The organism is Sphingomonas sp. PL-96, assembly GCF_020707215.1.
Lineage (GTDB): Bacteria > Pseudomonadota > Alphaproteobacteria > Sphingomonadales > Sphingomonadaceae > Sphingomonas.
Map to the genome: position 1 here is coordinate 393,249 of NZ_JAJFET010000001.1, position 24,581 is coordinate 417,829.

Here is a 24,581-nt window from a genome sequence, read left to right on the forward strand (position 1 = left end):
TCAGCACGCCGACTGCACCCGCCATCCTCCCGTGCTTGCGCAGCAACATCCCCGCGAGTGCGCCCAGCGGTCAGCGGGATACGGCGGCATCTTGCCGCACCGGGCGCAAATGGCCATGTGGGCGCTTTGTGGCCCGCATCACGGGCACGCGGGGGAAGTTGGAATGGACGCACGCAACGGCATCGGCGGCAACTTGGCCGGCGTCGACCTGCTGGGAGAGATCGACCGGCTGCGCAAGGAGCGCAATGCCGTCATCCTCGCGCACTATTATCAAAAGCCGGAAATTCAGGACCTCGCCGATTTCGTCGGCGACAGCCTCGACCTGTCGCGCAAGGCGGCGGCAACCGACGCCGAGGTGATCGCCTTTTGCGGCGTGCGCTTCATGGCCGAGACCGCCAAGATCCTGAGCCCCGAAAAGATCGTGGTGCTCCCCGACATGGCCGCCGGCTGCAGCCTGGAGGACAGCTGCCCGCCCGAGCAGTTCGCCGCCTTCCGCGCGCAGCACCCGGATCACATCGCGCTCACCTACATCAACTGCTCGACCGAGGTGAAGGCGCTCAGCGATATCATCGTCACCTCGTCGTCGGCGGAGAAGATCCTCAGCCAGATCCCACCCACGCAGAAGATCATCTTCGGACCGGACCGCAATCTGGGCGGCTATCTCGCGCGCAAGACCGGCCGCGACATGCTGCTGTGGCCGGGCGTGTGCATCGTGCACGAGGCGTTCTCGGAAACCGAGCTGCTGAAACTCAAGGCAGAGCATCCCGGCGCGCCGGTTGCGGCCCACCCGGAATGCCCCGCGGTCATCCTCGATCATGCCGACTATGTCGGCTCGACCCGCGGCATCCTGGAATATGCGCAGACCGTGCCCGGCGACACGCTGATCGTCGCGACCGAACCGCACATCATCCACCAGATGGAAAAGGCGATGCCGGAGAAGCGCTTCATCGGCGCGCCGGGTGCCGACGGCAACTGCAACTGCAACATCTGCCCGTACATGGCGCTCAACACGATCGAGAAGCTCTACCTGGCGCTGCGCGACCTCGAGCCGCGCATCGAGATTGAGGAAAGCCTGCGCCTCAAGGCCAAGGTCTCGCTCGATCGCATGCTCGGCATGGCCAGCGGCACCGTCGGCATGGGCGACCTCGGTCCCGTCCGCGTCACCGGAGACTGATGGCCCGCGCCTGACCCCACCCGCGAGAGGAAGTTCCCATGCCGTATCCGACCCCCTGGCAGCACCATCGTAGCAGCAGCATCGCCGACGACATCGACTTCGAGATCAAGGGCCAGGAACTCCAGTTCCTGGAGATCGAGCTCGATCCCGGCGAAAGTGCGGTGGCGGAGGCGGGCGCGCTGGTGTGGAAGGATGCCGCGGTCGACATGACCACGGTGTTCGGCGACGGCAGCGGCGGGCAGGGCGCCGGGTTCATGGGCAAGCTGCTGGGTGCCGGCCGCCGGCTGGTGACGGGCGAAAGCCTGTTCACCACCGTCTTCACCCACGAGGGCCATGGCAAGGCGCGGGTCGCCTTTGCCTCGCCCACGCCCGGCGCGATCCTGCCGCTGCGCCTGGGCGATCTCGGCGGGCGGCTGATCTGCCAGAAGGACAGCTTCCTCGCCGCGGCCAAGGGTGTGTCGATCGGCCTCCACTTCCAGAAGCGCGTGCTCACCGGCCTGTTCGGCGGGGAGGGCTTCATCATGCAGAAGCTGGAGGGTGACGGCTGGGTCTTCGTCCAGATGGGCGGCACCGTGGTCGAGCGCACGCTGGCATCAGGCGAGGAACTCCACGTCGACACCGGCTGCCTGGCGGCCATGACCGACACGGTCGACTTCGACCTGGTCACCGCCGGCGGCGTGAAAAGCGTGCTGTTCGGTGGCGAGGGCCTGTTCTTCGCTCGCCTGCGCGGCCCCGGCAAGGTCTGGATCCAGTCGCTTCCCTTCTCGCGCCTGGCGGGTCGGATGCTGGCGGCTGCCGGCAGCCGCGGCGGCCAGAACCGCGGCGAGGGCTCGATCCTCGGCGGCCTCGGCAACTTCGTGGGCGGCAACGACTAGGGGCGACCCACGGACGCGAAGGCCCGCTCTTCCAGGATACTCGGGCGGTAAGCGCTTCCTGCGCCGATTATCCCTATCCCAATTAGTTTCGAAGGGGCATGTCCATTGTCCCAGTGCTTCAGATTCGAACGAAGCCGGTCGGCGGGATGATGAGCGTACATGTTGACGGTACCTGGTGCGCTACTACTCGCGGTCTCTCCCGTAGGCTCATTGCCAGCGCCGGAGTTCCCAACCGCAGCGGGCGCCGCCTCGGCAACTCTGGTTTCGCCCTCCGTCCTGCTTGCCGATCCAGCGCTCCTTCCAGCGCAGCCCCCTCAGTTGCAGTCCGACACGGCTGTTCCACCGGCGGTCACTCCGGTTCAAGTCTCGCCCGCACCGCCTGGCGCAGTGCCCCCACCGGACGCGGGTTCGCCCGTTCAGGTGCCCCCTGCCGAAGAGGCGGCGCACGGTGACATCGTCATCACAGGGCGCAGGGAGCCGGCAGGAGACCCGCTGCGCGCGGTAAATGCCGAGGCTTTTGCCGTTACGCAGAAGGTGGACGACACCGTCGTCGGCCCCGTCGCAAGAACGTACAAGAAGGCTTTGCCGAGCCCCATCCGCAAGGGGATCCACAACTTCCTGTATAACATCCGTGAACCGATCGTGTTCTTGAACTTCATGCTTCAGCTCAAGCCTGGAAAGGCGGCGGAGACGGTCGGCCGCTTCGTGATCAATACCACCGTTGGCGCTGCCGGGTTCGTGGACATGGCCAAGCGCAAGCCGTTCCATTTGCCGCGGCGGTCGAACGGGTTTGCAAACACGCTGGGCTATTATGGCGTAAAGAACGGGCCCTTCCTTTTCCTGCCGCTGGTCGGCCCCACGACCGTTCGGGACTTGCTGGGCGGCGCCGTCGATCGGCTGGTCCTGCCGGTCGGCGTCGGCAGTCCGTTCACGAGCGTGAGCTATTCCGTGCCGGCCGGTGTCCTGGGCGCGCTCGACCACCGTTCCGAGTTCGACCAGACGCTCAAGGACCTGCACGACAACTCGCCCGATCCCTATGCAGCAACCCGGGCATTCTATCTCAACCGGAGGCAGGCTGAAATCGACCAGCTGCGCGGGCGTGTCAAAGGCGATCCGGCCGGCATGTCGGGGCCGCCGCCGAGCGTGAATCCGTTCGTCCCCGAGGATCTGGAGCCGAAGCCGACGCCGGCCCCGCAGCCCGAATCCTCGGAGCCAGTGGCGGGAAACTGAGCACGGCGCGTGCGGCTTGCCTGGCGACAATGCCCTGTGTCGGCGGTGTGATGAGGATGGAGCGAACGGGCGAAGTCTGAAGAGCGATCAACGGTGTGTAGTGGCGTCGCATCCGCCCCAAGTCGCCTTCGAGGCCGCCGCCGACCTCCCGCACCGGGACTCTCCGGCGCCGTAAGCCCTTGTGCCACGGCTCGGAAAGGGCCATTTGCGCCCCCATGCCCTTTGGTAAAGTTCCCGAACCGCTCGCCGCGGCGCTTGTTGCGCGTGGCTATGAAGCGCCCACGGCCGTCCAGGCCGCCGTCGTCAAGCCCGAAGCCGAAGGGCGCGATCTCATCGTCTCCGCCCAGACCGGCTCCGGCAAGACCGTCGCCTTTGGCCTCGCCATGGCCCCGCAGCTGCTGGCGGAGGACGGCGCGATCGGCCAGCTCGGCGCTCCGCTCGCCATCGCCATCGCCCCCACCCGCGAGCTCGCCCTCCAGGTCGCGCGCGAACTCGGCTGGCTCTACGGCCAGACCGGCGCTCGCATCGCCACCTGCGTCGGCGGCATGGACCCCTCGCGTGAGCGGCGTGCGCTCAGCCACGGCGCGCACATCGTCGTCGGCACGCCCGGCCGTCTGCGCGATCACCTGGAGCGCGGCGCGCTCGACCTATCGGCGATCCGCGCAGCCGTCCTCGACGAAGCCGACGAGATGCTCGACATGGGCTTCCGCGAGGATCTCGAGCAAATCCTCGACGCGACGCCGGATGGCCGCCGCACACTGCTGTTCTCCGCGACCATGCCGCGCCCGATCGTGGCGCTCGCCAAGCGCTACCAGCGCGACGCGCTGCGCATCGAGACGCTCTCGGCCGATCGCGGCCACGGCGACATCGCCTATCAGTGCGTGACCGTCGCCCCGTCCGACATCGAGCATGCGGTGGTGAACCTGCTGCGCTTCCACGAGCCGGACACCGCCTTCCTGTTCTGCGCCACCCGTGAAGCGGTCCGCCGCCTGCACGCGAGCCTGGTCGAGCGCGGCTTCGACGCCGTGGCGCTTTCGGGCGAGCACAGCCAGAACGAGCGCAACCACGCGCTTCAGGCGCTGCGCGATCGCCGCGCCCGCGTGTGCGTCGCGACGGACGTTGCCGCGCGCGGCATCGATCTGCCCTCGCTCAGCCTGGTGATCCACGTCGAGCTGCCGCGCGACGCCGAGGCGCTTCAGCACCGCTCGGGCCGCACCGGCCGCGCCGGCAAGAAGGGCATCGCCGCGCTGGTGGTGCCGTATCAGCGTCGCCGCCGCGTCGAGATGATGCTGCGCGGTGCCAAGATCAACGCCGAGTGGGTCGAGGTGCCGAGCGCCGACGCCATCCGCGAGGCCGATCGCGAGCGCCTGCTCGCCAAGCTCAGCGATACGGTGGAGCTGGACGAGGAGGATCGCGCACTCGGCGCCCGCCTGCTCGAAGGGCGTGAGCCTGCCGACATCGCCGCCATGCTGGTGCGCGCCTATCGCGCCAAGCTGCCGGCCGCCGAGGACCTCGTCGGCGGCAGCGACCGCGGCGAGCGCGGTCCCCGCGACGACGGCCCCCGCGCCGGCTTCGAGGACAGCGTCTGGTTCCGCATGAACATCGGCCGCCGCCAGAACGCCGATCCGCGCTGGCTGCTGCCGCTGCTGTGCCGCCGCGGCCACATCACCAAGGGTGAAGTCGGCGCAATCCGCATCGCCGCGGACGAGACCGCCTTCCAGATCCCGCGCGCGGTCGCCAGCCGCTTCGTGGCCGCGATCAAGCGCACCGCGGGTGAGGGTGACGACGACCTGCGCGTGCTGCCGATGGATGGCCCGCCGCCGCCGGGCAGCACCGGCGGCCCGCGTCCTCCGCGCGGCGGCCCCAACCAGCCGCGGCACCAGGCCCGCCCGTTCCGCCCCCGCGGCGGCCCGCGCGGCTAACCTAAAAGGGGGCTTCGGCCCCCTTTTTTTGTGGCCGCTGCTTGTCCGCAGCCGCGTTGCGTAGCCGCTGGACCCGCTTCATACTTCGCCCATGAAGCCGGCGCTTGCCCCGATGGTGATTGCAGCCCTTGGGTTGATGGGGTGCGCGGGCAGGGCAAGGGCTGTGCCCTTTGACGTCCTGGTGCGCGGACCGGCTGCGCAGTGCAGCCTTGAAGTCGCCGGCCGTGCAGTCACTTTCCAGGAACTGGTGGCAGTCGCCCGCCGCGAAGTGCAGCCCGGTCGAGGCGCACGCATCCTGCTGCCCACGAGCGAGGTACCGTATCGCTGCATCGGCGGCGCGATCTACAGCCTGCAGACCGCCGGTTTCGAGCAGGTGACCGCCCTCGCCCCCCATTTCCGGCCGCTGAAATAAGCAGCGCGACCCCGGTTCCGCTCCCCTATCGTCAGCTGCTCTGCCGGCCCTGGATCCTGCTTGCGCAGGGATACGGATGGCTTCTGAGGCAAGGCGCCGTGCGTCTCGCCGACGCTGGTCCGGTTCAAGCGCGACCGGTAAGGCAGCGGCGCGCACCTAGCCGGAGGAATCGCCATGCCCCTGTTCACGCTCGCCCTGTTCCTCCAGGCGGCGAACCCCGCATCCTGCACGGGCGATGACACGCCTTCCATCAACGCCTGCGCCTCGGCCGAATTCGACGCGGCCGATGCCGAGTTGAACCGCTACTACCAGGCCGCGATGCGACGGTTGCGGAGCGAAGGGGAGGGTGAAGCCGCCAAGGAACTGGTGAAGGCCCAGCGCGCCTGGATCCAGTACCGGGACGCCGAATGTGGAGCCGTGTACCAGAACTGGAGCGGCGGCTCGATCCGTACGCTGATGGGCATCAGCTGTCAGACCCGCCTGACGAAGCTGCGCACCCATGTGATCTGGAGTCACTGGCTCACCTACATGGACAGCACCCCGCCGATCCTGCCCCGCCCGGACCTCTCGGTGCTGCGCGACGACGATCGCCCATGACCAAGACCCTGACCCTCGACGGTGCCCGTATCCGCGACATCGCCTCCTTCTATGCAGAGGTGAACCGCGTCTTCATGGTCGGCGAGGATTGGACTCTGGGCGAAAGCCTCGACGCGCTCGATGACATGCTGCGTGGCGGCTACGGCGCGATCGAAGGACAGGAGCCGGTGCGGCTCGTCTGGAACAACATGGCAGCGAGCCAGGCCGCACTCGGCATCGCCGCGACGGTTGCCCGGCTGCGCGAGAAGCTGCAGCGGCCGGACCTCTACGATGCGGACCGCATCGGCCGCCAGCTCGACGCCGTCGAGCGCGGAGAGGGGCCGACCTATTTCGACACCATCCTCCACATCCTCGCCGACCATCCCAACATCGAACTGGTCGCCGCCTGATCCTTGGCGGCTATGCGAAGTGATCCATGCCGTCCGCCGCCACCGTGACCCAGCGGTGCCTGCGGTCCTCCCAGACGGAATATCGGGGAGCCGGGAAGTCGGGATCGGCAAAACCGCCGACCGCGACTGCGGTCAGGCCGGGCATGCCGTCGCTCGCATAGACCAGCGTCGCGCCGCAGGTCGGGCAGAAGCGGAAGTGTGCCATCGCGCCGCTGTCGCCCTGCTGGCTCCAGCTGTGGAACGCGCCGGCAAGCACCACCTGCGCGTCCGGCCAGCGTGCCTGCACCGCAAAGGCGCTGCCGCTGCGCTTCTGGCACTCCAGGCAATGGCACACCGATACGCGCACCGGCTCGCCCGTACAGGTGGCGCGCAACTGTCCGCACCGGCAGCTTGCAACCCGAACCCGCATCGCGCGTGCCTCCGACCGGGGCGACGTGCGCGTGGAGCTCGTCAGCCGCGGTTGAGCGAACGCTACGCCGTTCTCTTCGCATCCGCCACCGTTGCGCGCGTAACGGCCCGCGCCCGTATCCCTGCGCAGGCACAGATCCAGAGTCCGACAAAGCAACGGCGGTATCGCCGAGTCCCGGAGCGCTCGCCTCCGCAGAAGCACAGGCGAGGGGCCGCTTGATACACCCGCGGGGTCTCCGGCGAACGTGCGTTCGCGCGGCTCTGAGACCGGACCCGGCCGCTCCTTCAACGGCAGGGGTCGAGTATCGGAACTGGTGCCAGGCAGTTCGGCCGGACGATCCTTATTGCGCCGTCTGGATACCGCGGCCGGGCACCACGTCCTGCGATGCCGTCAGCGTGCCCCCCACCGACTCGCCGAAGTTCTCGGCCGGCAGCGGCTGGGAAGACAGCGGGTCGTAGGGGTCGTTGTTGATCGACACCATCGCGCCCATTTCGGTCGCGGCGAACAGCTTCTTGGCGAAGGCCGCAGGCAGGCGGACGCAGCCGTGCGATGCCGGGCGGCCGGGGATGGCACCTGCATGCAGCGCGATGCCGTCCCAGGTCAGCCGCTGCATGAACGGCATTGGCGCGTCGTTGTAGAGGTTGGACTTGTGCATCACCTTCTTCTGAAGGATCTCGAACTCGCCCACGGGAGTTTCATGTCCGGTCTTGCCTGTAGACACGGTCGACACCCCGATCAGAGTGCTGCCGCGATACACATAGGCGCGCTGCAACGGCAGGCTTACGGTTACCGTCACCGGTTGCGAAGCATCGCCGCTGTCGTTCCAAACAAACTGTCCGGGCTTCAACGATTCGCTGGATGCGATATCGAACGACGCCACTGCATCTTGCGCCAGGGCGGGCGCTGCCGGCAGACAAAGAGCTAGCGCCCCGGCAAACAGCCAGGCGCGAGAATTGCGGATGTTCATTACGTACCTCTGCATCAACACGGGCGGTCGGGGCGGACGTGGGTCCCGGCCGGTTCTTGTCTTGATAAAACGTCAACGATGCAGGTTTGTGCCATTGACAAACTGAAAAGAATCTGTGGGGCGCAATACGGAACCTTTAGCCGCGGGCATGTGCGAGATCCTGCGACGAGCCGCCGGATCGCTGCGGCAAACGGTTAATGTGGACAGGAACTGTTTGGATTTGTTCGCTAAAAGCATGAACAAGGCAGCGCATCGCGATGCTGAGCGGGTTCAGGGCAGGACATCCAAGTGCACAACATTGTTGAGAAGGCGCCCTCGCGCCGCGCGTTCCTTACCACGGGTCTTTCGGTCGCGGGCGCGGCAGTCGCATCGGCTGCCTTTGCGTCGCCGGTGCGTGCCGCAGTGCCGGCCGCAGCGCGTGCGCCGCTCACGTCGCCCCGCATGGTTCGTCCGGCGCTGTTTCGCGACGCGATGGCAGCGCTCCAGGCGCACGGCAACCGGGTCGCAAGCCGCGACCGCATGGCGATCGCCGACTTCGCTGCGTCCTCTTCGGTGCCGCGCTTCCACCTCGTCGACCTGATCAGCGGCCAGACCACGACTCTGCTGGTCGCGCATGGCAGCGGCTCGGACCCGGCGCACAGCGGCTATCTGCAGCGCTTCTCCAACCTCAACGGCTCCAACGCGTCGAGCCAGGGCGCCTTCCTTGCATCCGACTATTATGTCGGCAAGCACGGCAAGTCGCAGCGGCTGGTCGGGCTCGATCCGACCAACGACAATGCGTTGGCGCGTGCGATCGTGATCCATGGCGCCTGGTATTCCAACGCGTCGATGCTGCGGACCCATGGCAAGCTCGGCCGCAGCCAGGGCTGCTTCGCCGTCGGCGAAAGCGAACTGGCGCAGGTGTTCGGCCACCTTGGCAACAACCGCATGCTGTACGCCGCCAAGGTCTGAGCAGCCGGGGTTCGCCGCGCTTTCCGCCTTGCCGCAGCGCTTCGGGGCGCGCTACCGCCCGCGCCTCACACACGGCGGAGACAATGCGCATGACCTGGTCGCTCGAAGGCTTTGATCTCCCCCGCTTCGTCCGCGACACGCTCGCCGAGGATCTGGGGGAGGGCGGTGACATCACCTCCGCTGCGGTGATCCCGGCCGATGCACGCTTCGTCGGCGTCATGGACAGCCGCGACGCCATCACCGTCGCCGGGCTGCCGATCGCCGAGGCCTTTTTCCGGGCGCTCGATCCGGACGTGGAGATCGAGGCGCTGGTCCGGGACGGCGACCGCGTCGCCGCCGGGTCCGAGCTGCTGCGCCTGCGCGGCAACGCCCGGGCGCTGCTCACGGCCGAACGCTCGGCGCTCAACACCGTTCAGCATCTCTCGGGCATCGCCACGCTGACCGCGACCTATGTGGATGCGATCCGCGGCACCGGTGCGACCCTGCTCGACACGCGCAAGACGCTGCCGGGCCTGCGCCGGCTGGAGAAATATGCGACGCGCATGGGCGGCGCGACGAACCACCGCATGGGCCTGTGGGACTCGGCGATGATCAAGGACAATCATGTCGCGGTGGCCGGCGGGGTCGAAGCGGCGGCGCGACGCGCAGCCGATGCCGGCATCGCCTCGATCATCGTGGAGGTCGACCGGCTCGACCAGATTGCGCCCGCGCTTGCCGGCGGCGCCACCCACCTGCTGCTCGACAACATGGACCCGGACACGCTGCGTGCCGCGGTCGCCGAAGTTGCCGGGCGCGTGCCGACCGAGGCGTCGGGCGGCGTTCGGCTCGACACCATCGCCGCGATCGCCGGCAGCGGCGTCACCTATGTCTCGGTCGGGCGGCTCACCCAGTCGGCGCCCGCTGCCGATATCGGCCTGGACTTCGTTACGGCCTAGAAATCCCGCTTGCCGAACCTGCAGGCTTGGTTAGGCTCCACCCCGCACAACAGGGGGAGAGACATGGTGCGTCCTAAATCCATTCAACGCTTCGACATCTTCTATCTCGCCGCGCTGGCGCTTGGCCTCGTCAACACTGCGCTCAGCTGGAACGCCACCATGGCGACGCTGCAGGCGGAAGCCGCGACCGCCGCTATCGCCACGCCCGTGATGCTGGGCAGCCTGGTCATCGGCTTCGGCATTTCGCTGCTGCTCTGGTTCTTCACCTCCCGCCGGCGCAGCACCATCGCCAAGTGGATCCTGGTGGTCTTCTTCGTGCTCGGCGTGTTGTCGCTGCTGTTCACGCTGATGAACGGCCAGTTCCCAGGTGGCATCGCCGGCGTGCTCAGCATCGTCGCGACCGTGCTTCAGGCGGCGGCGATCTTCATGCTGTTCCAGCCCGACGCCGTCGCGTGGTTCAAGGGTGTCTCGACCGCGCCTGCGGAGACGCCGTTCGAATGATCCGCATCTGGCACAAGGCGGCGATGATCCTCGCCGCCACACTGCCCGGCACCGCCCTGGCACAAAGCACCCAGTGCAATGTGCCGGCGGTGCTGCCGCGCCCGCATGCCGACCTGCCAACGGCGCAGCAGCCGCGTCGCGTCATCCCGATCGGCAGCTATACGCTCGCGATCACCTGGTCGCCGCAATATTGCCGGGGCCAGCAGGCGGGCAGCGACAGCTTCCAGTGCGGGCAGGACAACCGCTTCGGCTTCACCCTGCACGGCCTGTGGCCGGATGGCGAGGGCAAGACCTGGCCGCAGTACTGCAAGCCGGTGGCGCTGCTGCCGCAGGCGGTGGTGCGCAAGCATCTGTGTGCAACGCCCTCGGTGCAGCTGCTCCAGCACGAATATGCCAAGCATGGGAGCTGCATGGGGGTGACCCCGGCCGCCTATTTCGCGCGCTCCAATGCGCTCTACGGGCGGTTGCGGTTCCCGAACATGGATGCGCTGTCGCGGCGGCGGGACCTCACCGCCGGTCAGCTCGCACAGGCGATTGCGCGGGCCAATCCCGGTATTGCCGCCAACATGATGCGGATCACCGCCAATCGTGAGGGTTGGCTCGACGAAGTCTGGCTCTGCCTCGACAAGCGACTACGCTATCGCGCCTGTCCGGCGCACCAGGGCGGGCTCACATCCAACGCCCCGTTGAAGATCTGGCGGGGCCACCGGTAGGACGTCGACAACATCGTACCCCGGCGAAGGCCGGGGTCCAGTTGAGGGACGCTTGATCGAGCCACGGCGGCCCGCCGACCTGGAGCCCGGCCTCCGCTCGGGTGCCATAGCGTCCCAGCAACATCGTATCTCTGCGCAGGCAGGGGGCAAACCGACCCGCGGCGTACGACGCCCTGGACTCCTGCCTCCGCAGGAGCACGGTGAGAACAGGAGGGGCCTCGCAGAGGTCCGGTATCGAAGGCCGGACCCCGCCTCCTCAGCCGTCGACGACGGCCGTACCCGGGTGGTGCTTGTCCAGGTGCCGCTTGATGATCCGCAGGTTGCGGGTGTTGGAGCGGAAGAACAGGTCCGGCACCGCGCCCACCAGCGGGATGAGCCCCAGCGCCCAGTCGACGCCGACGTTGCCGGCCATGCGCGCCATCTGGAGCTTGGACATGCCAAGGTTGCGGGCTTCCCACACCATGTAGCTGCCCATGGCGGCACCGATGAAGCTGCCGCCCACAGGCAGCAGGTTGAACGCCAGGTCCAGTCCCACCGGCACGTTGATGCCGGGGATGACGAAGCTGCGCTCCAGCAGCCGCTCCAGCGCCGTCAGCCGCTTGCGCACCGCCGCGGCATCGCGGCCCAAGGGCACGACTTCAGACAGGCGGTCGAACGCTTCGGGGGGAATGCGGGAGGTGCGGCTCATGGCTGTTAGCTGGGGTCGCCGCGCAGATGATTCAACGGGTGCCACGCCCTTGCGTTGGGGGTCCAGCCGCGCAGCCGCTGCGACACCAGCGACCAGCGCAGTGGGGTGGCGATGGGAATGAAGCTCGCGTCCGCGACCAACGCGGCGTCGCCGTCCGCCAGCAGCCGGCCGCGCACTTCGGCGTTCGGGGCGTTCCCGGCCGCATCGATGATCGCCCGGATCATCGGGTCGCAGGCGACACAGGCGCTGTCCAGGTACCAGCGGCCTGAGTCGAGCGGCGCTACTTTGTCGATCAGCCGCAGGTCCGCATCCTTTGCGTCGAGCGCTACCCGCTCGACGGGCAGGCCGATCGCGCGCAACGATCCGGCGATCGTGCCCCACAACAGGTTTCCGCCCGGGCCTTGCGGCAGCGCTACGCGCAGAGGCGCCATGCCGGGATGGCCTGATTTCCACACCGATACCCGGGCCCGCGCCTGGCTGATGGCTTCGTCGCTGGGGGTCGCCGGCCAGGGGAAGGCGGCAGGTGCCGCGGCCGAATCGAGCTGCGCGGGCAGCAGGGTGGTCGCAGCGCCCCAGTCGTCGCGCACGGCGGCGGTGATGGCGCTGCGGTCGAGCGCAGCTGCCAGTGCAGCCCGGTTCGATGCCTCTGCCAGAAAGCCCTCCCGCCGGGCCACGGCCAGCCCGAACAAACCGGCTGCCGGGTCCAGGCGGATGCCGGCGGAGCCAACCTGCGCGATGCTCAGCAAGGGCCAGTCGTCGACCCCGCCGCCCAGCACCACGTCGATGTCGCCGCGGGTGAAGCGCAGCACCGCCACCGCCGCCCTGTCGGCACGCAGCTCGATTGTTTCTGCGCGGCTGGGCGGCGACTCCGTCCCCTCATCCTCCAGGGTACGGATCGGCCGCAGCCGCTGCACGTCACCCACGCGCTGGGCAAGCTCGAACGGGCCGGTGCCACGCAGGCTGGGCTGCTGGAAGATGGCGAGCTCGGGCTGGGCGAGCAGCTTCAGGAACTCCGGCTGCGGGCGCCGCAGGCGGATCTCCACCACCTCGGGCGTCATCTCGACGATCTCGTCGACGAGTCGTAGTGCCGGTGCCAGCGGCTTGTAGGTCGCCGGCCGCACCGCGCGCTTGAGGGTCGCGACCACATCGCTTGCGGTCACCCGGTTGCCGTCCGGCCAGCGTGCGTCGCCAAGACGAAAGATATAGCTCTGGCCCTCGTCGATCACGATCCAGCGCTCCGCCAGCGCCGGCTCGACCTGTCCGGCCGCGTCGAAGCGCACCAGCCCCTGCGCCGTCGCGCCCATCAGCACGCGCTCTGCCGGGGTGAGTTCTGTGCGTGAGGGGTCGGCGGCACGCACCATCCCGCCGATGACGCTGGCGGCTACCGCGGAATCGTCAGGCCGTCGGTCGCAGCCGCCCAGCGCCAGCGCGGCTGCGGCAAGCAAAGGGAGGGAAGATCGGGCGCGGAGGGGAAGGGGAAACGCCATGCGGCCTTCCTGCCATCGCCAGCGGCGAAGCGCCACCGCTGGTGGTGGTGGTGCGGACGGCGGGACTCGAACCCGCACTCCTGTTCGGAAGCCGATTTTAAGTCGGCTGCGTCTACCGGTTTCGCCACGTCCGCATGCGCCAACGGGAACCGCACGCCGGCGCCGGCGTCAAGCGCCCGCGATCTGAGGTGCGCGCGACCTCAAACGTTCAGGCGCGAGCGCATTTCCTTGCCGGGCTTGAAATAGGGAACGCGCTTGGCATCGACCTCGACGGTCTCGCCGGTGCGCGGATTGCGACCCGTGCGGGCATCGCGCGCGCGGGTGGAGAAGGCGCCGAAGCCGCGAAGTTCGACGCGACCATCCGACTTCAGCTGTTCGACGATGGAGTCGAAGAAGACGGTGACGATCCGCTCGACATCGCGCGCAGAGAGGGTGGGATTGTCTGCGATCAAACGCTGTACGAGTTCAGATCGGATCATGTCGGCCTCATCCATTCCGCCGGGGCGGCGGAGGCGATCGTTACGCTATGGGAACCGAACTAGTCCCAGTACAGCGGGACTGCAACACAAGTTAACGGCATTTGCCGCGGCGGGAAGGAACTTCCCGCCGCGGCGCAATGCTTAGCGGCCTTCGCCGCGAGCCTTGAGGGCTTCGCCCAGGATGTCGCCCAGCGACGCGCCCGAGTCGGACGAGCCATACTGTGCAACGGCCTGCTTCTCTTCGGAGATCTGCATCGCCTTGATCGAGAAGGTCGGCTTCTTGGAACGGTCGAAGCCCGACACCATCGCGTCGAACTTCTGGCCGACCTGGAAACGCTCCGGACGCTGCTCGTCGCGGTCGCGGCCGAGGTCGGTGCGCTTGATGAAGCCGGTCGCGCCATCGTCGCCAGCCTGCACTTCGAGACCCGCGTCGCGGACCTCAAGCACAGTGACGGTGACGATCGCGTTCTTGTTGAGGCGATCGCCCGAGGTGGCGACGCCAACCGCCGGCGCACCGCGCTCGAGCTGCTTCATGCCAAGGCTGATGCGCTCCTTGTCCGGCTCCACGGCAAGAACGACGGCCTGAACCATCTCGCCCTTGCGGTGCAGGTTGAGCGCGTCCTCGCCCGAAATGCCCCATGCGATGTCCGACATGTGAACCATGCCGTCGACGTCGCCGTCGAGGCCAACGAACAGGCCGAACTCGGTCGCGTTCTTGACTTCGCCCTCGACGGTCGAACCGACCGGGTGGGTTTCGGCGAAACGCTCCCACGGGTTCGCCTGGGCCTGCTTGAGGCCGAGCGAAATGCGGCGCTTTTCCTGATCGACCTCGAGGACGATGACTTCGACCTCCTGGCTGGTCGACACGATCTTGCCCGGGTGGACGTTCTTCTTGGTCCAGCTCATCTCCGAGACGTGCACCAGCCCCTCGATGCCCGGCTCCAGCTCGACGAACGCGCCGTACTCGGTGATGTTGGTCACGCGGCCAGCCAGCTTCGCGCCGACCGGGTACTTGACCGAGGCACCATCCCACGGATCGCTCTCAAGCTGCTTCATGCCGAGCGAGATGCGCTGCGTGTCGCGGTTGATGCGGATGATCTGCACGCGCACCGTGTCGCCGATGTTGAGCATCTCCGACGGGTGGCCGACGCGCTTGTAGCTGAGGTCGGTGACGTGCAGCAGGCCGTCGATGCCGCCCAGATCCACGAACGCACCATAGTCGGTGATGTTCTTGACGACGCCGTCGATCACCTGGCCCTCGGCCAGCGACTGGATCAGGCCCGAACGCTGCTCGGCGCGGGTCTCTTCCAGGACCGCACGACGCGAAACGACGATGTTGCCGCGCTTGCGGTCCATCTTCAGGATCTGGAACGGCTGCGGGATGTCCATCAGCGGCGTGACGTCGCGCACCGGACGGATATCGACCTGCGAACCCGGCAGGAACGCCACGGCGCCCGACAGGTCGACGGTGAAGCCACCCTTGACGCGGCCGAAGATGACGCCCTCGACGCGCGCGGTCTTGGCGAATTCGGTTTCCAGCTTGTCCCATGCGGCTTCGCGGCGGGCGCGGTCGCGGCTGAGCATCGCTTCGCCGTTCGCGTTCTCGACGCGGTCGACATAGACTTCGACTTCGTCGCCGACCTTCAGGTCCGCCTTCTGGCCCGGCGCCGCGAATTCGCGCAGCGGCACGCGGCCTTCCGACTTGAGGCCCACGTCGATGACGGCGAGGTCGTTCTCGATGCCGGTGACGGTCCCGATGACCACGCGGCCTTCGAAGCTGTCTGCCTGACCCAGGGTCTGGTCAAGCATCGCCGCGAAATCGTCGCGGCTCGGGTTTGCCAAAGAGGCCATTAGAGTTCCTGGTTCCTGTACGTTTTTCCGGCCGGCCGGTTGGTTCCGGCGGTCTTTGACCGGTGTCGCCGCGGCGGCCGGATGCCGGTCGCGGCATTCGTCGGACGCTGGCTGCGGGACCCTTTCACATCGCATGCGAAAAAGGGCGCGTGGGGTATCCCCTCCGCGCCGGGCCCGCGAGCAATCGCTCGTCGAACCCCCTGCGCATAGCCCAGATGCAAGCAATTCGCAAGCTGGGGCAGGGCGTTCAAGCCCCGTCGCCGGACTCAGGCGGCGACGCGGGCGTCCACCAGCTCGATCGCGCGCTGGACGGCTGCTTCGATCGACAGGAAGCTGGTGTCGAGCGGGGCTGCGTCCGCGGCCATCATCATCGGCGCGTTCGCTCGGCTGGCGTCGCGTTCGTCGCGGGCGCGGATGTCGGCGAGCACCCGGTCGTAGGTGACGGCCGAGCCCTGTTTCTGCAGCTCCAGGTGGCGGCGGCGGGCGCGGATCGCCGGCGTCGCCTTCACGAACAGCTTGGCGTCCGCATCGGGCGCGATCACCGTGCCAATGTCGCGCCCGTCGAGCACCGCGCCACCGGGCTGGGCGGCGAACCGGCGCTGGCGCTGGAGCAGCGCTGCCCGCACCAGTGCGTGCGCGGAAACGATCGAGGCGATTTTGCCAACCTCGTCGCTGCGCAGGGCCGGATCCTCCAGCAGACGGTCCTCGAACCCGCAGGCGGCGATCGCATCTGCCTCGCGCTCCGGGGTCAGCTGGTCGCGCAGCACGGTTGCCGCGACGGCGCGATAGAGCAGCCCGGTGTCGAGATGCGGGAGCTGATAGTGGCGCGCAAGCGCGCGGGCGATGGTGCCCTTGCCCGATGCGGCGGGTCCGTCGACAGCGATGATCATCGTCGATCCCTCGCCGCAACCGCGGCAGGCGTCAAGCCGAGGGGGCGGGGCTCGCGGCAGCAGGGCGCAGTTCTGCCTCGCCTCAAGGCAGCGGCATCGCTCGACGGGCTGGCGGACGGCGGTTTTTGACACTGCCCTTGCGCTATGGCAAGGCGCGCGCCACGTTTCGGGCATCGGTCCCGATACCCAAAAATCCCACACCGAAAGGCAAGAGCGGCACATGGTGAAGCCGGAATGGGGCACGAAGCGGACGTGCCCGAAATGCGCGACGCGCTTCTATGACCTTGGCAAGGAAGATCCTGTCACCTGCATCGAGTGCGGCGTGACCTGGAATCCCGAACCGATCCTGAAGTCCAAGCAGCCGCTTCCGTTCGAGGCAGCCAAGCCCGTCAGCGAGAAGGAGGCCGACAAGGACTCTGATCTGGGCGACGAGGATCTGGACATCGACGGTGAGGACGAGCCCTCGGCCGACGACGACGTCGATCTCGGCGGCGACGACGACCTGGGCGTCAACACCCAGGACGAAGACGAGGAAAACTGATCCTCGCGCCGGTGCGGAACCGGCGTTCTGAAAAAAGGTGCGGCAAGCGTCGAAAAGGCGCTTGCCAACCCCGAACCGCCCGATTAGAGGGCGCCTTCCCCGACACGGGGATCCCGGAGCCGCTTCGGAAACGATGCGGCAAAAACGGCGTGGGGCCGTAGCTCAGCTGGGAGAGCGTCGCAATGGCATTGCGAAGGTCAGGGGTTCGATCCCCCTCGGCTCCACCAATTCTCTGCTTTCTGTGAAAGCAGTCCTCCACATCCCGACCGAAGCTGTGAGATGGGGCACGCTGCTCGCGTGCCGCGCCAGCGGTTTTCGTGCGTGCGATCAACCCGCGCCTTCCAACGCCTGAACGGCGCCGATGCGGGGCAGCAGCAGGTGCAGGATCGCCAGCGCCACCAGATAGGCGCTGCTCGCCCACAGGAACACGGGCCAGTAGGAGCCGAACGATTCGAGGGCATGGCCGACATATTGGGCCATGATCATGCCGCCGATCGCACCCGCCGCGCCGCCGATCCCCATGACCGACGCGACCGAGCTGCGCGGCACCGTATCGGACACGACCGCATAGAGGTTCGAGGACCAGCCCTGGTGCGCCGCTGCTGCCAGGCCGAGCACGGCAACAGCGCTCAGCAGGTGCGATGTGCCGGTCGCAAGCAGGACGGGAACCACGCACAGCGCACACGCCAGAAGCGCGATCTTGCGCGCGGCATTCACGCTGAACCCGCGCTTCATCAGCGCGGACGACAGCCAGCCGCCGCCCACGCTGCCCGCATCGGCGAGCAGGTACACGGCAATCAGCGGCGGGCCGAAGCTCTTCAGGTCGAGCTGATATTGCTTGGCGAGAAAGTCCGGCAGCCAGAACAGGAACAGGTACCAGACCGGATCGGTGAGGAACTTGGCGATGGCGAAGGCCCAGGTGGGCCGCTGCCGGAACAGCCGCCGCCAGGGCACGCGGACCTGCGGCTCCGCCGTCGCATCGGCATCGATATAGGCCCGTTCCGAGGCGCTTACGCTCGCGTGCGTGGCAAGCGGGCGGTAGAAGAACAGCCAGGCGATCAGCCAGCCAAAGCCGAGCAGGCCGGTCACCAGAAAGGCGGCCTCCCACCCGAAGTGGATCGTCAGCAGCGGCACCACGATCGGCGTGGCGATCGCACCCACGTTCGCGCCGGCGTTCAGGATCCCCGCTGCCAAAGCGCGCTCCTGCCGGGGAAACCATTCGGCCACGGTCTTGATCGCCGCGGGGAAGTTGGCGGCCTCCCCCAAGCCGAGCAGGAAGCGCGCACCGGAAAAGCCGAACGGCGTGCGCACAAGGGCGTGCAGCATCGCCGCGAAGCTCCAGAGGCCGATTGCGGCGGCGTAGCCCACGCGGGTACCGATGCGGTCGATCAGCGGTCCGCATGCCAGCAGGCCGAGGGCATAGGCCGCCTGAAACCAGAAGACGATGTTGCCATAGTCGACTTCGCTCCAGCCGAGCTCCTGCTCCAGCGTGGGCTTGAGGATGCCGATGATCTGCCGATCGACATAGTTGATGGTGGTGGCGAGGAACAGCAGCGCACAGATGATCCAGCGCACGTTACCCCTGGGGCGGGCAAGCGCCGCCGGTCTGTTCTGCGCTGCCATCTTACGCCCCTCCGCGTCGACCCTGTGGAAACTGTCGTCGTGATCCCTGCTAGGCTGGCAGCCCGTGCGCGATGCCGCGCTCGAGCCCGCGCAACTCGGCCAGCCCGCGCATGCGGCCGAGCAGCGAGTACCCCGGGTTCGTCTGCTTGGTCAGGTCGTCCAGCATCTGGTGGCCGTGATCCGGGCGCATCGGGAGCGACCGCCCGGATCGGCGCTGCACCTCCAGCAGCGCAGTGACGATGTTCGCCATGCGGGCATTGCCCTCAAGATGCGCCGCTTCGTGGAACGCGCCATCGGGCTCATGCTGCACCGATCGCAGGTGCACGAAACCGATGCGATCGCCCAGCCGCTCGACCATGCCCGGCAGGTCGTTGTCGAGCCGCGCGCCAAGCGAGCCGCTGCAGAAGCACAGCCCGTTCGCGATGCTGGGCACGCGGGCGAACAGCGCGGCGAGATCGGCTTCGGTGCTGACCACACGGGGCAGGCCGAAGATGGGGAAGGGCGGGTCGTCGGGGTGCACCACCAGCTGCACGCCGACGCTTTCCGCAACCGGGCACACCGCCTCCAGGAACGCGGCATGGTGTTCGCGCAGGCGATCCGCACCCACCTGCGCATAACCGTCGATCGCGCGCCGGAACTCGGCGGAGGTGAAGCTTTCCTCGCTGCCCGGCAGGCCCGCGATGATGGTGCGCTCAAGCCGATGCCGCGCCTGGTCGTCCATCTCATGATAGCGCCGGTCCGCTGCCGCGCGGACGGCCTCGGCATAGTCGGCGGCGGCATCCGGGCGGCGCAGGATGTGGAGGTCGTAGGCGGCCAGCGCGACGGGCTCGAAGCGAAGGGCAAGCGCCCCGTCCGGCAAGGCCCAGGCAAGGTCCGTGCGCGTCCAGTCGAGCAGCGGCATGAAGTTGTAGGTAACGACCGTGACCCCGCCGGCCGCCAGATGGCGGAGGCTCTCGCAATAGGCGTCAAGATAGCGGTCGCGATCCGGTGCGCCGAGCTTGATCGCCTCATGAACCGGCAGGCTTTCGACAACCGTCCAGCCAAGGCCCGCACGCTCGATCTCGGCCCGGCGCGCGCGGATCGCCTCCAGGGACCAGACGACGCCGTTCGGCACCTCGTGCAGGGCCGTGACCACCTCGGTGGCGCCCGCCTGGCGGATGTCGCGCAAGGACACCGGGTCCGAAGGTCCGAACCAGCGCATCGTCTGGGTCATCAGCACCCTGTGGTCCTGTGGTCCTGGCACCTTTTCTCTCATTTCCTCAAATTTGGGTCGACGACATCGTCAGTTGAACGCGTGCTGCAGGGTGGGACAGTTCATGCGCTGGTCGCGCGCGTCGCCCGGGCCTGTGCGGTCAGCACCAGCTCCGCGGCGAGCAGCGCACCTTCCTGATCCTGCGCGACCGAAGTCCGCTCGACGATGTCGGTGATGAACTGCGGGCCGAAGGGCAGCGGCACCTTGGAACAGTCGAGGTAACGTGTGCCCTTGCGGTCGGCCAGGAACAGGTGGTTGCCAGCCGGCCGCCCCTGGATATCGACGTATTTGCGCAGCTCGATATAACCCTCGGTGCCCAGGATGAAGAGGCGGCCGTCGCCCCAGGTCGGCAGGCCGTCGGGTGTGAACCAGTCGACCCGAACATAGCCGGTGCCGCCGTCACCGTGCAGCACCATGTCGCCGAAGTCTTGAAACTGCGGGTATTCGGGATGGGCGAAGTTGCCGACCTGGGAGGCGATTACCTGGGCGCGCTTGGAGCCGGTCAGATAGACGAACTGGTCGGCCTGGTGGCTGCCGATGTCGGTGAGGATGCCGCCGTTCTGCTCCGTGTCCCAGAACCACTTCGGGCGATTGGGCGCCCCCAGCCTGTGGGGCGCCAGGTTCACGGTCTGAATGACGCGCCCGATCGCGCCGTCATGCACCATCTGCCCGGCCTGCACTGCCGCGGGCACCTCCAGCCGCTCGGAATAGAGGATCCCGAACTTCCTGCCGGTCTCCGTGATGGCGGCGCGTACCTGCGCCAGCTGCTCGAGCGTGACGATCGCCGCCTTGTCGCCCAGATAGTCCTTGCCCGCCCGCATCGCTTTGATGCCGAGCGGCGCGCGCAAGCCAGGAACGGCGGCGCTGCAGACCAGCTTGATCCGCGGATCGTCGATGATCTCGTCCTCCGACCGGGCGAGCTTTGCGCCGGGATAGCGCTTCTGAAAGGTCGCAACCTGCTCCGGCACTGCCGAATAGAAGCTGGTGAGGACGCCGCCGCCGCGGATCATCGCGTCGGTGATGGCATAGATATGCCCGTGGTCGAGCCCGATCACCCCGAACGGCACGCGGTACTTGGCCTCCGGCGCAGGCCGTGCGGGCGCACCTTCGGTGGGGGCGTCGCCTCGGCTCGCCGATTGCGCGAGCGCGTCTGCGGTGAAGCCGGAGAGGCCGGCGGCAGCGGCCATTCCGAGAAGGGTGCGGCGATCGGTGTGGGGCACGGCGGTTCCTCGAGCGATAAAGAGACAGGTAGGAGGATCAGACGGAGACCAGATCGGTTGGCCAGCTCATCGCCTGGCCACGATCCATCGCCTGTTCGCCGAGCAGCGAGGCGACGCTTGCCTGATAGGCCTGTGCGAGCAGGCCCGGCAGCGGCCTGCCGGAGCGCACCGCCTCGGCAAAGCCTTCAAACTGGAGCATCGTCTCGTCATATTCCCCCCATCCCAGGGACTCGCCCGGCGTGGTGACGGGCAGTTCCGGAAACCAGGTTGCCCCACCGATTGGCACCGTTCGCTTGTGCCCGCGGGCGACGTCCTGGTGCATTCGTTGGAGGGCAAGGACCTTGGGCGGCACCTCCGCATAGATGCGTCCCAGCTCGGGCTCGATCGTTCCCTTGCTGCCCTGGATCTGCTCCTCGCAGCCATAGCGCGCGTTGTTGAGCAGCGAGGTGTAGATGAACTTCCGCCCGCCGCTGTATTCATAGATCAGCGCGACATGGTCGTAGACCTCGCGCCCGTCCTTCCAGAAGCAGACGCTGCCCGAGCCGATGACGCGGGTCGGCACCGCGTCCAGGAACCAGTTGCCGACCTGCAGCTGGTGCGTGGCCAATTCCGTCATCAGCCCGGCCGAACGGTCGCGATACAGTCGCCAGTTGATGTTGCGGTCCTCGGCACCGGCTGGAAGCTGGCGGCGCCAGCTGTTGTTGCGATGCCAGCTGGCGCGGATCTGGGTAACCGTACCGATCTCGCCCGCCTTCACTCGCTTCAGGGCGTTGAGATAGGTGGGGTGGAACATGCGCTGGTGGCCGATCTGCAGGACCTTGCCCGCGGCTTTCGACCCGGCGACCATCGCGCCGCAATCGGCGATCGTGCGGGCCATCGCCTTTTCGCACCAGACGTGCAGCCCGGCGTCGAAGCCATCGGCCGTGTGGCGCGCGTGCAGGTCGAGCGGCGTGGCGATCACCAGCGCGTCCAGGCCGCCGGCATTCAGCATCGCGTGGTGGTCGGCAAAGGCAGGGACGCCCGCGCCGACGATCTCGCGACCTTTGGCCAGGTTGGGCGGGTAAACGTCGCAGATTGCCGCGACCGTGCAGGTGCGGGTTTTGGCGATGTTGCGGATCAGCGCGCGTCCGCGGTCGCCGGTGCCGAGGACGCCCAGCCGGACCCGATCCCCCGCGGCGGCAACAGGGGAGCCTGCGGACGCCGCCTCGGCGGCAGTGACAGCCCAGGGCGCCGCGCTCGCAACCCCGGCGGCCGCCGTGGCCGCCAGCACCCGATCCAGAAACGACCGACGGGAAAGATCAAAGCTCTGGTCGGTCATGCAGCAAGGGTCCCTGCGACGGAAGATTGGGCAGTTGAGGCCAGGTCGAAGCGGAAGCGGGACCCTGCCCGTCCGCGGAGGAGGCGCGCCGCGGCATCCTCGTCGGCGGCGATCAGGGCGGTGCTCATCACTTCGGCAAGGGCGCCTGTCGGCTCCACCGCCACGGCGCACAGGGGCGCGGCGACGGCGGTACCGGTGTGCGGCCGGGTAATGGCGGCGCGTTCTGGTGCGCGGGTGCCGGCGCCGACGGTCGCCGAGATCGAAAGCGCCTGGTCGCGAAGCTCCACCGTCAGCAGCTCTTCATCGGGATCGTCCGGGTGCGGGATGGCGAACGGCCAGCCGCCGCCGAGGGGATGCTCGCCCAGCACCGCAATCGAACTCTCGCCCAGCGTGAGCAGCGCCGAGCCGACACCCGCCGCGCGCAGGATCGCCACCGCCCGGTCCAGTGCGAGCCCCTTGCCCAGGCCGCCGAAGTCGAAGGCAACCGGCCGCTGCACCGCGATCCGCCGCGCCCGCCGGTCCAGCTCGACCAGACTCCAGTTCGCCCTGGTGCGCCCGTCGGCGGCGATATCGAACAGCCCGTCCGTTGCGGCATGTCCGTCGGCCGCCGCCTCCAGCGCCTCGAACAGCAGCGTGTCCTCGATCACGGCGGGGCGGCCGGCCAGCAGCGCCTCGTTCAATGCGGTGGCGGGGGAGGGGCGGTGGATCGTCAGCGCGTCATCCACCGCTTCGATCGCCCGGCGCGCGGCGGCAAGCGCATCATCGGTCCTCCCGTCGAACCGGTGGAGCTCGACACGCGTGCCCATCGCGGCGAACCGCTCGATCCCGGCCTCGGCGATCATCGGCTCAGGCTTTCAACTCCCAGCCCGGTTCATAGGCGACGGTCCAGAGCTTCATCGCCTCTGCGCTCGACGGCTTGCCCGTCGCCGCGTCGATGGTGAGCGCCTCGCCGGTGCGATAGGCCATGTTGCCCAGGTGGCAGATGGTGGTGCTGATATGCCCCTCCTGGATGGGCGAGTGGAGCGCCGTCGCCTTGCCGCGGATCACATCGACGAGATTGGTCGCATGATAGACGTCCAGGACACCTTCGCCGACCGTCCCGGTGGTTTCCGACGTCGCTGCGGCATTGACGACGCGGGTCTGCTTGCCTTCCCGGTCGTAGAGCTCGAACCCGTTGCGATCGACTACCGCCGCCCCCTTGGTGCCGAGCAGCAGCACGCCGCGGCCGCGACCGAACCGCGGCATGGCGTTGCCGCTTTGTCCGTCCCAGCGGATCATGCGGCCGTCCTCATAGGCGAGGTCGAGCGCCATGGTATCGTACATTTCCCAGTCGTCGTTGGTGAAGAACTGGCGCGAGCCGCGTGCCATCACCTGCCGGGGATAGGCCAGGCCCATCAGCCAGCGCGCGACATCGATCTCGTGCATCGCGTTGTTGCAGATCTCTCCGGTGCCGTACTGCCAGACCCAGTGCCAATTGTAGGGGACGAGGTTGGAGCGATAGGCGGCACGGGGGCGCGGCCCCTGCCAAAGATCCCAGTCGAGATTGGCGGGCGGCGGCACGGGCCGACCGCGGCCGATCGGTTTGCGGGCGATGCCGTACCAGGCCTGCGCTTCATAGACGTGGCCGAGTTCGCCCGCCTTGATGATGTCGCCAAGCTGGCGCGTCTCCGGGCTGGAGCGTTGCTGGTTGCCGATCTGCAGCGTGCGGCCGGTGCGCTTCTGCATCGCGATCATCGCCTCTCCCTCGGCAGGGGCGATGCCGACCGGCTTTTCGCAATAGACGTGGTGGCCCGCGTCCATCGCGTCCGTCGCGACCTTCACATGCGAGAAGTCGGGGGTGGCGACGGTGACCACGTCCACCACCTTGCGGTCGAGCAGGCGGCGATAGTCCCGTTCCGTCTTCACCGGGACACCCCGTCCGCCAAAATCGGCGGCACGCTTGGCCAGCACGGCGCTGTCGCAGTCGGCGATGTGGGTGACCGTGACGTTGGGGACCTTGGAAAAGGCACTCACATGCGCCTGTCCGCGTCCGTTCACGCCCACCACCGCGACATGGATGCGATCGTTCGCACCCTGGATCCGCGCATAGCTGCGCGCCGACATCGCCAGGCCCGCCGTGGCGCCGGCGCCTTTGATCATCGTACGACGGTCCAACAT

Annotated in this window: 25 protein-coding genes and 2 tRNA genes; 13 read left to right on the forward strand and 14 right to left on the reverse strand. The window is 67.9% G+C overall.

What is annotated here, in order from left to right; all coding sequences use genetic code 11:
• Window positions 1–163: 163 nt before the first annotated feature.
• The 7 genes from nadA (at window position 164) to LK533_RS01890 (ending at window position 6,599) form a co-directional block, all read left to right on the forward strand.
• Complete coding sequence (nadA, locus tag LK533_RS01860; RefSeq protein ID WP_229361055.1) at window positions 164–1,174, forward strand: quinolinate synthase NadA; 1,011 nt, start codon at window positions 164–166, stop codon at window positions 1,172–1,174.
• 38 nt (window positions 1,175–1,212) lie between these two features.
• Window positions 1,213–2,049 (forward strand): AIM24 family protein, encoded by an 837-nt coding sequence (locus LK533_RS01865; RefSeq protein WP_229361056.1) that lies wholly within the window; start codon window positions 1,213–1,215, stop codon window positions 2,047–2,049.
• 318 nt (window positions 2,050–2,367) lie between these two features.
• On the forward strand, window positions 2,368–3,279 hold the full coding sequence (locus tag LK533_RS01870; RefSeq protein ID WP_229361057.1) for a VacJ family lipoprotein: 912 nt from the start codon (window positions 2,368–2,370) through the stop codon (window positions 3,277–3,279).
• Window positions 3,280–3,494: 215 nt separating this feature from the next.
• Window positions 3,495–5,201, forward strand: a complete 1,707-nt coding sequence (locus tag LK533_RS01875; protein ID WP_229361058.1) for a DEAD/DEAH box helicase — start codon at window positions 3,495–3,497, stop codon at window positions 5,199–5,201.
• Window positions 5,202–5,292: 91 nt separating this feature from the next.
• Window positions 5,293–5,613, forward strand: coding sequence for a biopolymer transporter ExbD (locus LK533_RS01880; RefSeq protein WP_229361059.1), 321 nt, complete (start codon window positions 5,293–5,295; stop codon window positions 5,611–5,613).
• A 174-nt stretch (window positions 5,614–5,787) separates the two neighbouring features.
• Window positions 5,788–6,210 (forward strand): lysozyme inhibitor LprI family protein, encoded by a 423-nt coding sequence (locus tag LK533_RS01885; RefSeq protein ID WP_229361060.1) that lies wholly within the window; start codon window positions 5,788–5,790, stop codon window positions 6,208–6,210.
• On the forward strand, window positions 6,207–6,599 hold the full coding sequence (locus LK533_RS01890) for a barstar family protein (protein WP_229361061.1): 393 nt from the start codon (window positions 6,207–6,209) through the stop codon (window positions 6,597–6,599). The genes LK533_RS01885 and LK533_RS01890 overlap by 4 nt, the downstream gene beginning before the upstream one ends.
• Window positions 6,600–6,609: 10 nt before the next feature.
• Here LK533_RS01890 and LK533_RS01895 read toward each other — a convergent pair whose 3' ends face one another.
• Window positions 6,610–6,972, reverse strand: a complete 363-nt coding sequence (locus LK533_RS01895; RefSeq protein WP_229361062.1) for a GFA family protein — start codon at window positions 6,970–6,972, stop codon at window positions 6,610–6,612.
• A 376-nt stretch (window positions 6,973–7,348) separates the two neighbouring features.
• Window positions 7,349–7,975 (reverse strand): L,D-transpeptidase family protein, encoded by a 627-nt coding sequence (locus LK533_RS01900; RefSeq protein ID WP_229361063.1) that lies wholly within the window; start codon window positions 7,973–7,975, stop codon window positions 7,349–7,351.
• Window positions 7,976–8,263: 288 nt separating this feature from the next.
• Here LK533_RS01900 and LK533_RS01905 point away from each other — a divergent pair, with 288 nt between their 5' ends.
• The 4 genes from LK533_RS01905 to LK533_RS01920 all read left to right on the forward strand — a co-directional run bounded on the left by LK533_RS01905 (window position 8,264) and on the right by LK533_RS01920 (window position 11,075).
• Complete coding sequence (locus tag LK533_RS01905; RefSeq protein WP_229361064.1) at window positions 8,264–8,926, forward strand: murein L,D-transpeptidase catalytic domain family protein; 663 nt, start codon at window positions 8,264–8,266, stop codon at window positions 8,924–8,926.
• Between the two features lie 89 nt (window positions 8,927–9,015).
• Entirely contained in the window at window positions 9,016–9,861 is an 846-nt protein-coding gene (gene nadC, locus LK533_RS01910; RefSeq protein WP_229361065.1) for a carboxylating nicotinate-nucleotide diphosphorylase, read from the forward strand.
• Between the two features lie 63 nt (window positions 9,862–9,924).
• Window positions 9,925–10,362, forward strand: a complete 438-nt coding sequence (locus LK533_RS01915; protein ID WP_229361066.1) for a hypothetical protein — start codon at window positions 9,925–9,927, stop codon at window positions 10,360–10,362.
• Complete coding sequence (locus tag LK533_RS01920; protein ID WP_229361067.1) at window positions 10,359–11,075, forward strand: ribonuclease T2; 717 nt, start codon at window positions 10,359–10,361, stop codon at window positions 11,073–11,075. The genes LK533_RS01915 and LK533_RS01920 overlap by 4 nt, the downstream gene beginning before the upstream one ends.
• Window positions 11,076–11,331: 256 nt before the next feature.
• Here LK533_RS01920 and LK533_RS01925 read toward each other — a convergent pair whose 3' ends face one another.
• The 6 genes from LK533_RS01925 to cmk all read right to left on the reverse strand — a co-directional run bounded on the left by LK533_RS01925 (window position 11,332) and on the right by cmk (window position 16,470).
• Window positions 11,332–11,763, reverse strand: coding sequence for a DUF4112 domain-containing protein (locus LK533_RS01925; RefSeq protein ID WP_229361068.1), 432 nt, complete (start codon window positions 11,761–11,763; stop codon window positions 11,332–11,334).
• A gap of 5 nt (window positions 11,764–11,768) precedes the next feature.
• Window positions 11,769–13,208 carry an ABC transporter substrate-binding protein gene (locus LK533_RS01930; protein ID WP_229361069.1) on the reverse strand — a complete coding sequence of 480 codons (1,440 nt, stop codon included), beginning with the start codon at window positions 13,206–13,208 and terminating at the stop codon, window positions 11,769–11,771.
• Window positions 13,209–13,298: 90 nt separating this feature from the next.
• Window positions 13,299–13,384: transfer RNA gene (locus tag LK533_RS01935), tRNA-Leu, on the reverse strand.
• A gap of 66 nt (window positions 13,385–13,450) precedes the next feature.
• Window positions 13,451–13,729, reverse strand: coding sequence for an integration host factor subunit beta (locus tag LK533_RS01940; RefSeq protein WP_229361070.1), 279 nt, complete (start codon window positions 13,727–13,729; stop codon window positions 13,451–13,453).
• 141 nt (window positions 13,730–13,870) lie between these two features.
• Window positions 13,871–15,580: a 30S ribosomal protein S1 gene (gene rpsA / locus LK533_RS01945; RefSeq protein ID WP_229361071.1), complete on the reverse strand. Its 1,710-nt coding sequence runs from the start codon at window positions 15,578–15,580 to the stop codon at window positions 13,871–13,873.
• Between the two features lie 266 nt (window positions 15,581–15,846).
• Window positions 15,847–16,470 carry a (d)CMP kinase gene (gene cmk / locus LK533_RS01950; RefSeq protein WP_229361072.1) on the reverse strand — a complete coding sequence of 208 codons (624 nt, stop codon included), beginning with the start codon at window positions 16,468–16,470 and terminating at the stop codon, window positions 15,847–15,849.
• 220 nt (window positions 16,471–16,690) lie between these two features.
• On the opposite strand from cmk, the gene LK533_RS01955 reads away from it, so the two are divergent.
• Window positions 16,691–17,011 (forward strand): FYDLN acid domain-containing protein, encoded by a 321-nt coding sequence (locus LK533_RS01955; RefSeq protein ID WP_229361731.1) that lies wholly within the window; start codon window positions 16,691–16,693, stop codon window positions 17,009–17,011.
• A gap of 151 nt (window positions 17,012–17,162) precedes the next feature.
• A tRNA-Ala gene (locus tag LK533_RS01960) sits at window positions 17,163–17,238 on the forward strand.
• A gap of 100 nt (window positions 17,239–17,338) precedes the next feature.
• On the opposite strand, the gene LK533_RS01965 is transcribed toward LK533_RS01960, so the two are convergent.
• From LK533_RS01965 to LK533_RS01990, 6 genes are all read right to left on the reverse strand, one after another.
• A complete protein-coding gene (locus tag LK533_RS01965; RefSeq protein ID WP_229361073.1) occupies window positions 17,339–18,634 on the reverse strand; it encodes an MFS transporter in 1,296 nt (431 codons plus the stop codon).
• A gap of 49 nt (window positions 18,635–18,683) precedes the next feature.
• Window positions 18,684–19,847 carry a mannonate dehydratase gene (uxuA, locus tag LK533_RS01970; protein WP_229361074.1) on the reverse strand — a complete coding sequence of 388 codons (1,164 nt, stop codon included), beginning with the start codon at window positions 19,845–19,847 and terminating at the stop codon, window positions 18,684–18,686.
• Between the two features lie 101 nt (window positions 19,848–19,948).
• A complete protein-coding gene (locus tag LK533_RS01975) occupies window positions 19,949–21,106 on the reverse strand; it encodes a Gfo/Idh/MocA family protein (protein WP_229361075.1) in 1,158 nt (385 codons plus the stop codon).
• Between the two features lie 37 nt (window positions 21,107–21,143).
• Window positions 21,144–22,424, reverse strand: a complete 1,281-nt coding sequence (locus LK533_RS01980) for a Gfo/Idh/MocA family protein (RefSeq protein WP_229361076.1) — start codon at window positions 22,422–22,424, stop codon at window positions 21,144–21,146.
• Window positions 22,421–23,266 (reverse strand): FAD:protein FMN transferase, encoded by an 846-nt coding sequence (locus tag LK533_RS01985; RefSeq protein WP_229361077.1) that lies wholly within the window; start codon window positions 23,264–23,266, stop codon window positions 22,421–22,423. The genes LK533_RS01980 and LK533_RS01985 overlap by 4 nt, the downstream gene beginning before the upstream one ends.
• A 4-nt stretch (window positions 23,267–23,270) precedes the next feature.
• Entirely contained in the window at window positions 23,271–24,581 is a 1,311-nt protein-coding gene (locus LK533_RS01990; protein ID WP_229361078.1) for a Gfo/Idh/MocA family protein, read from the reverse strand.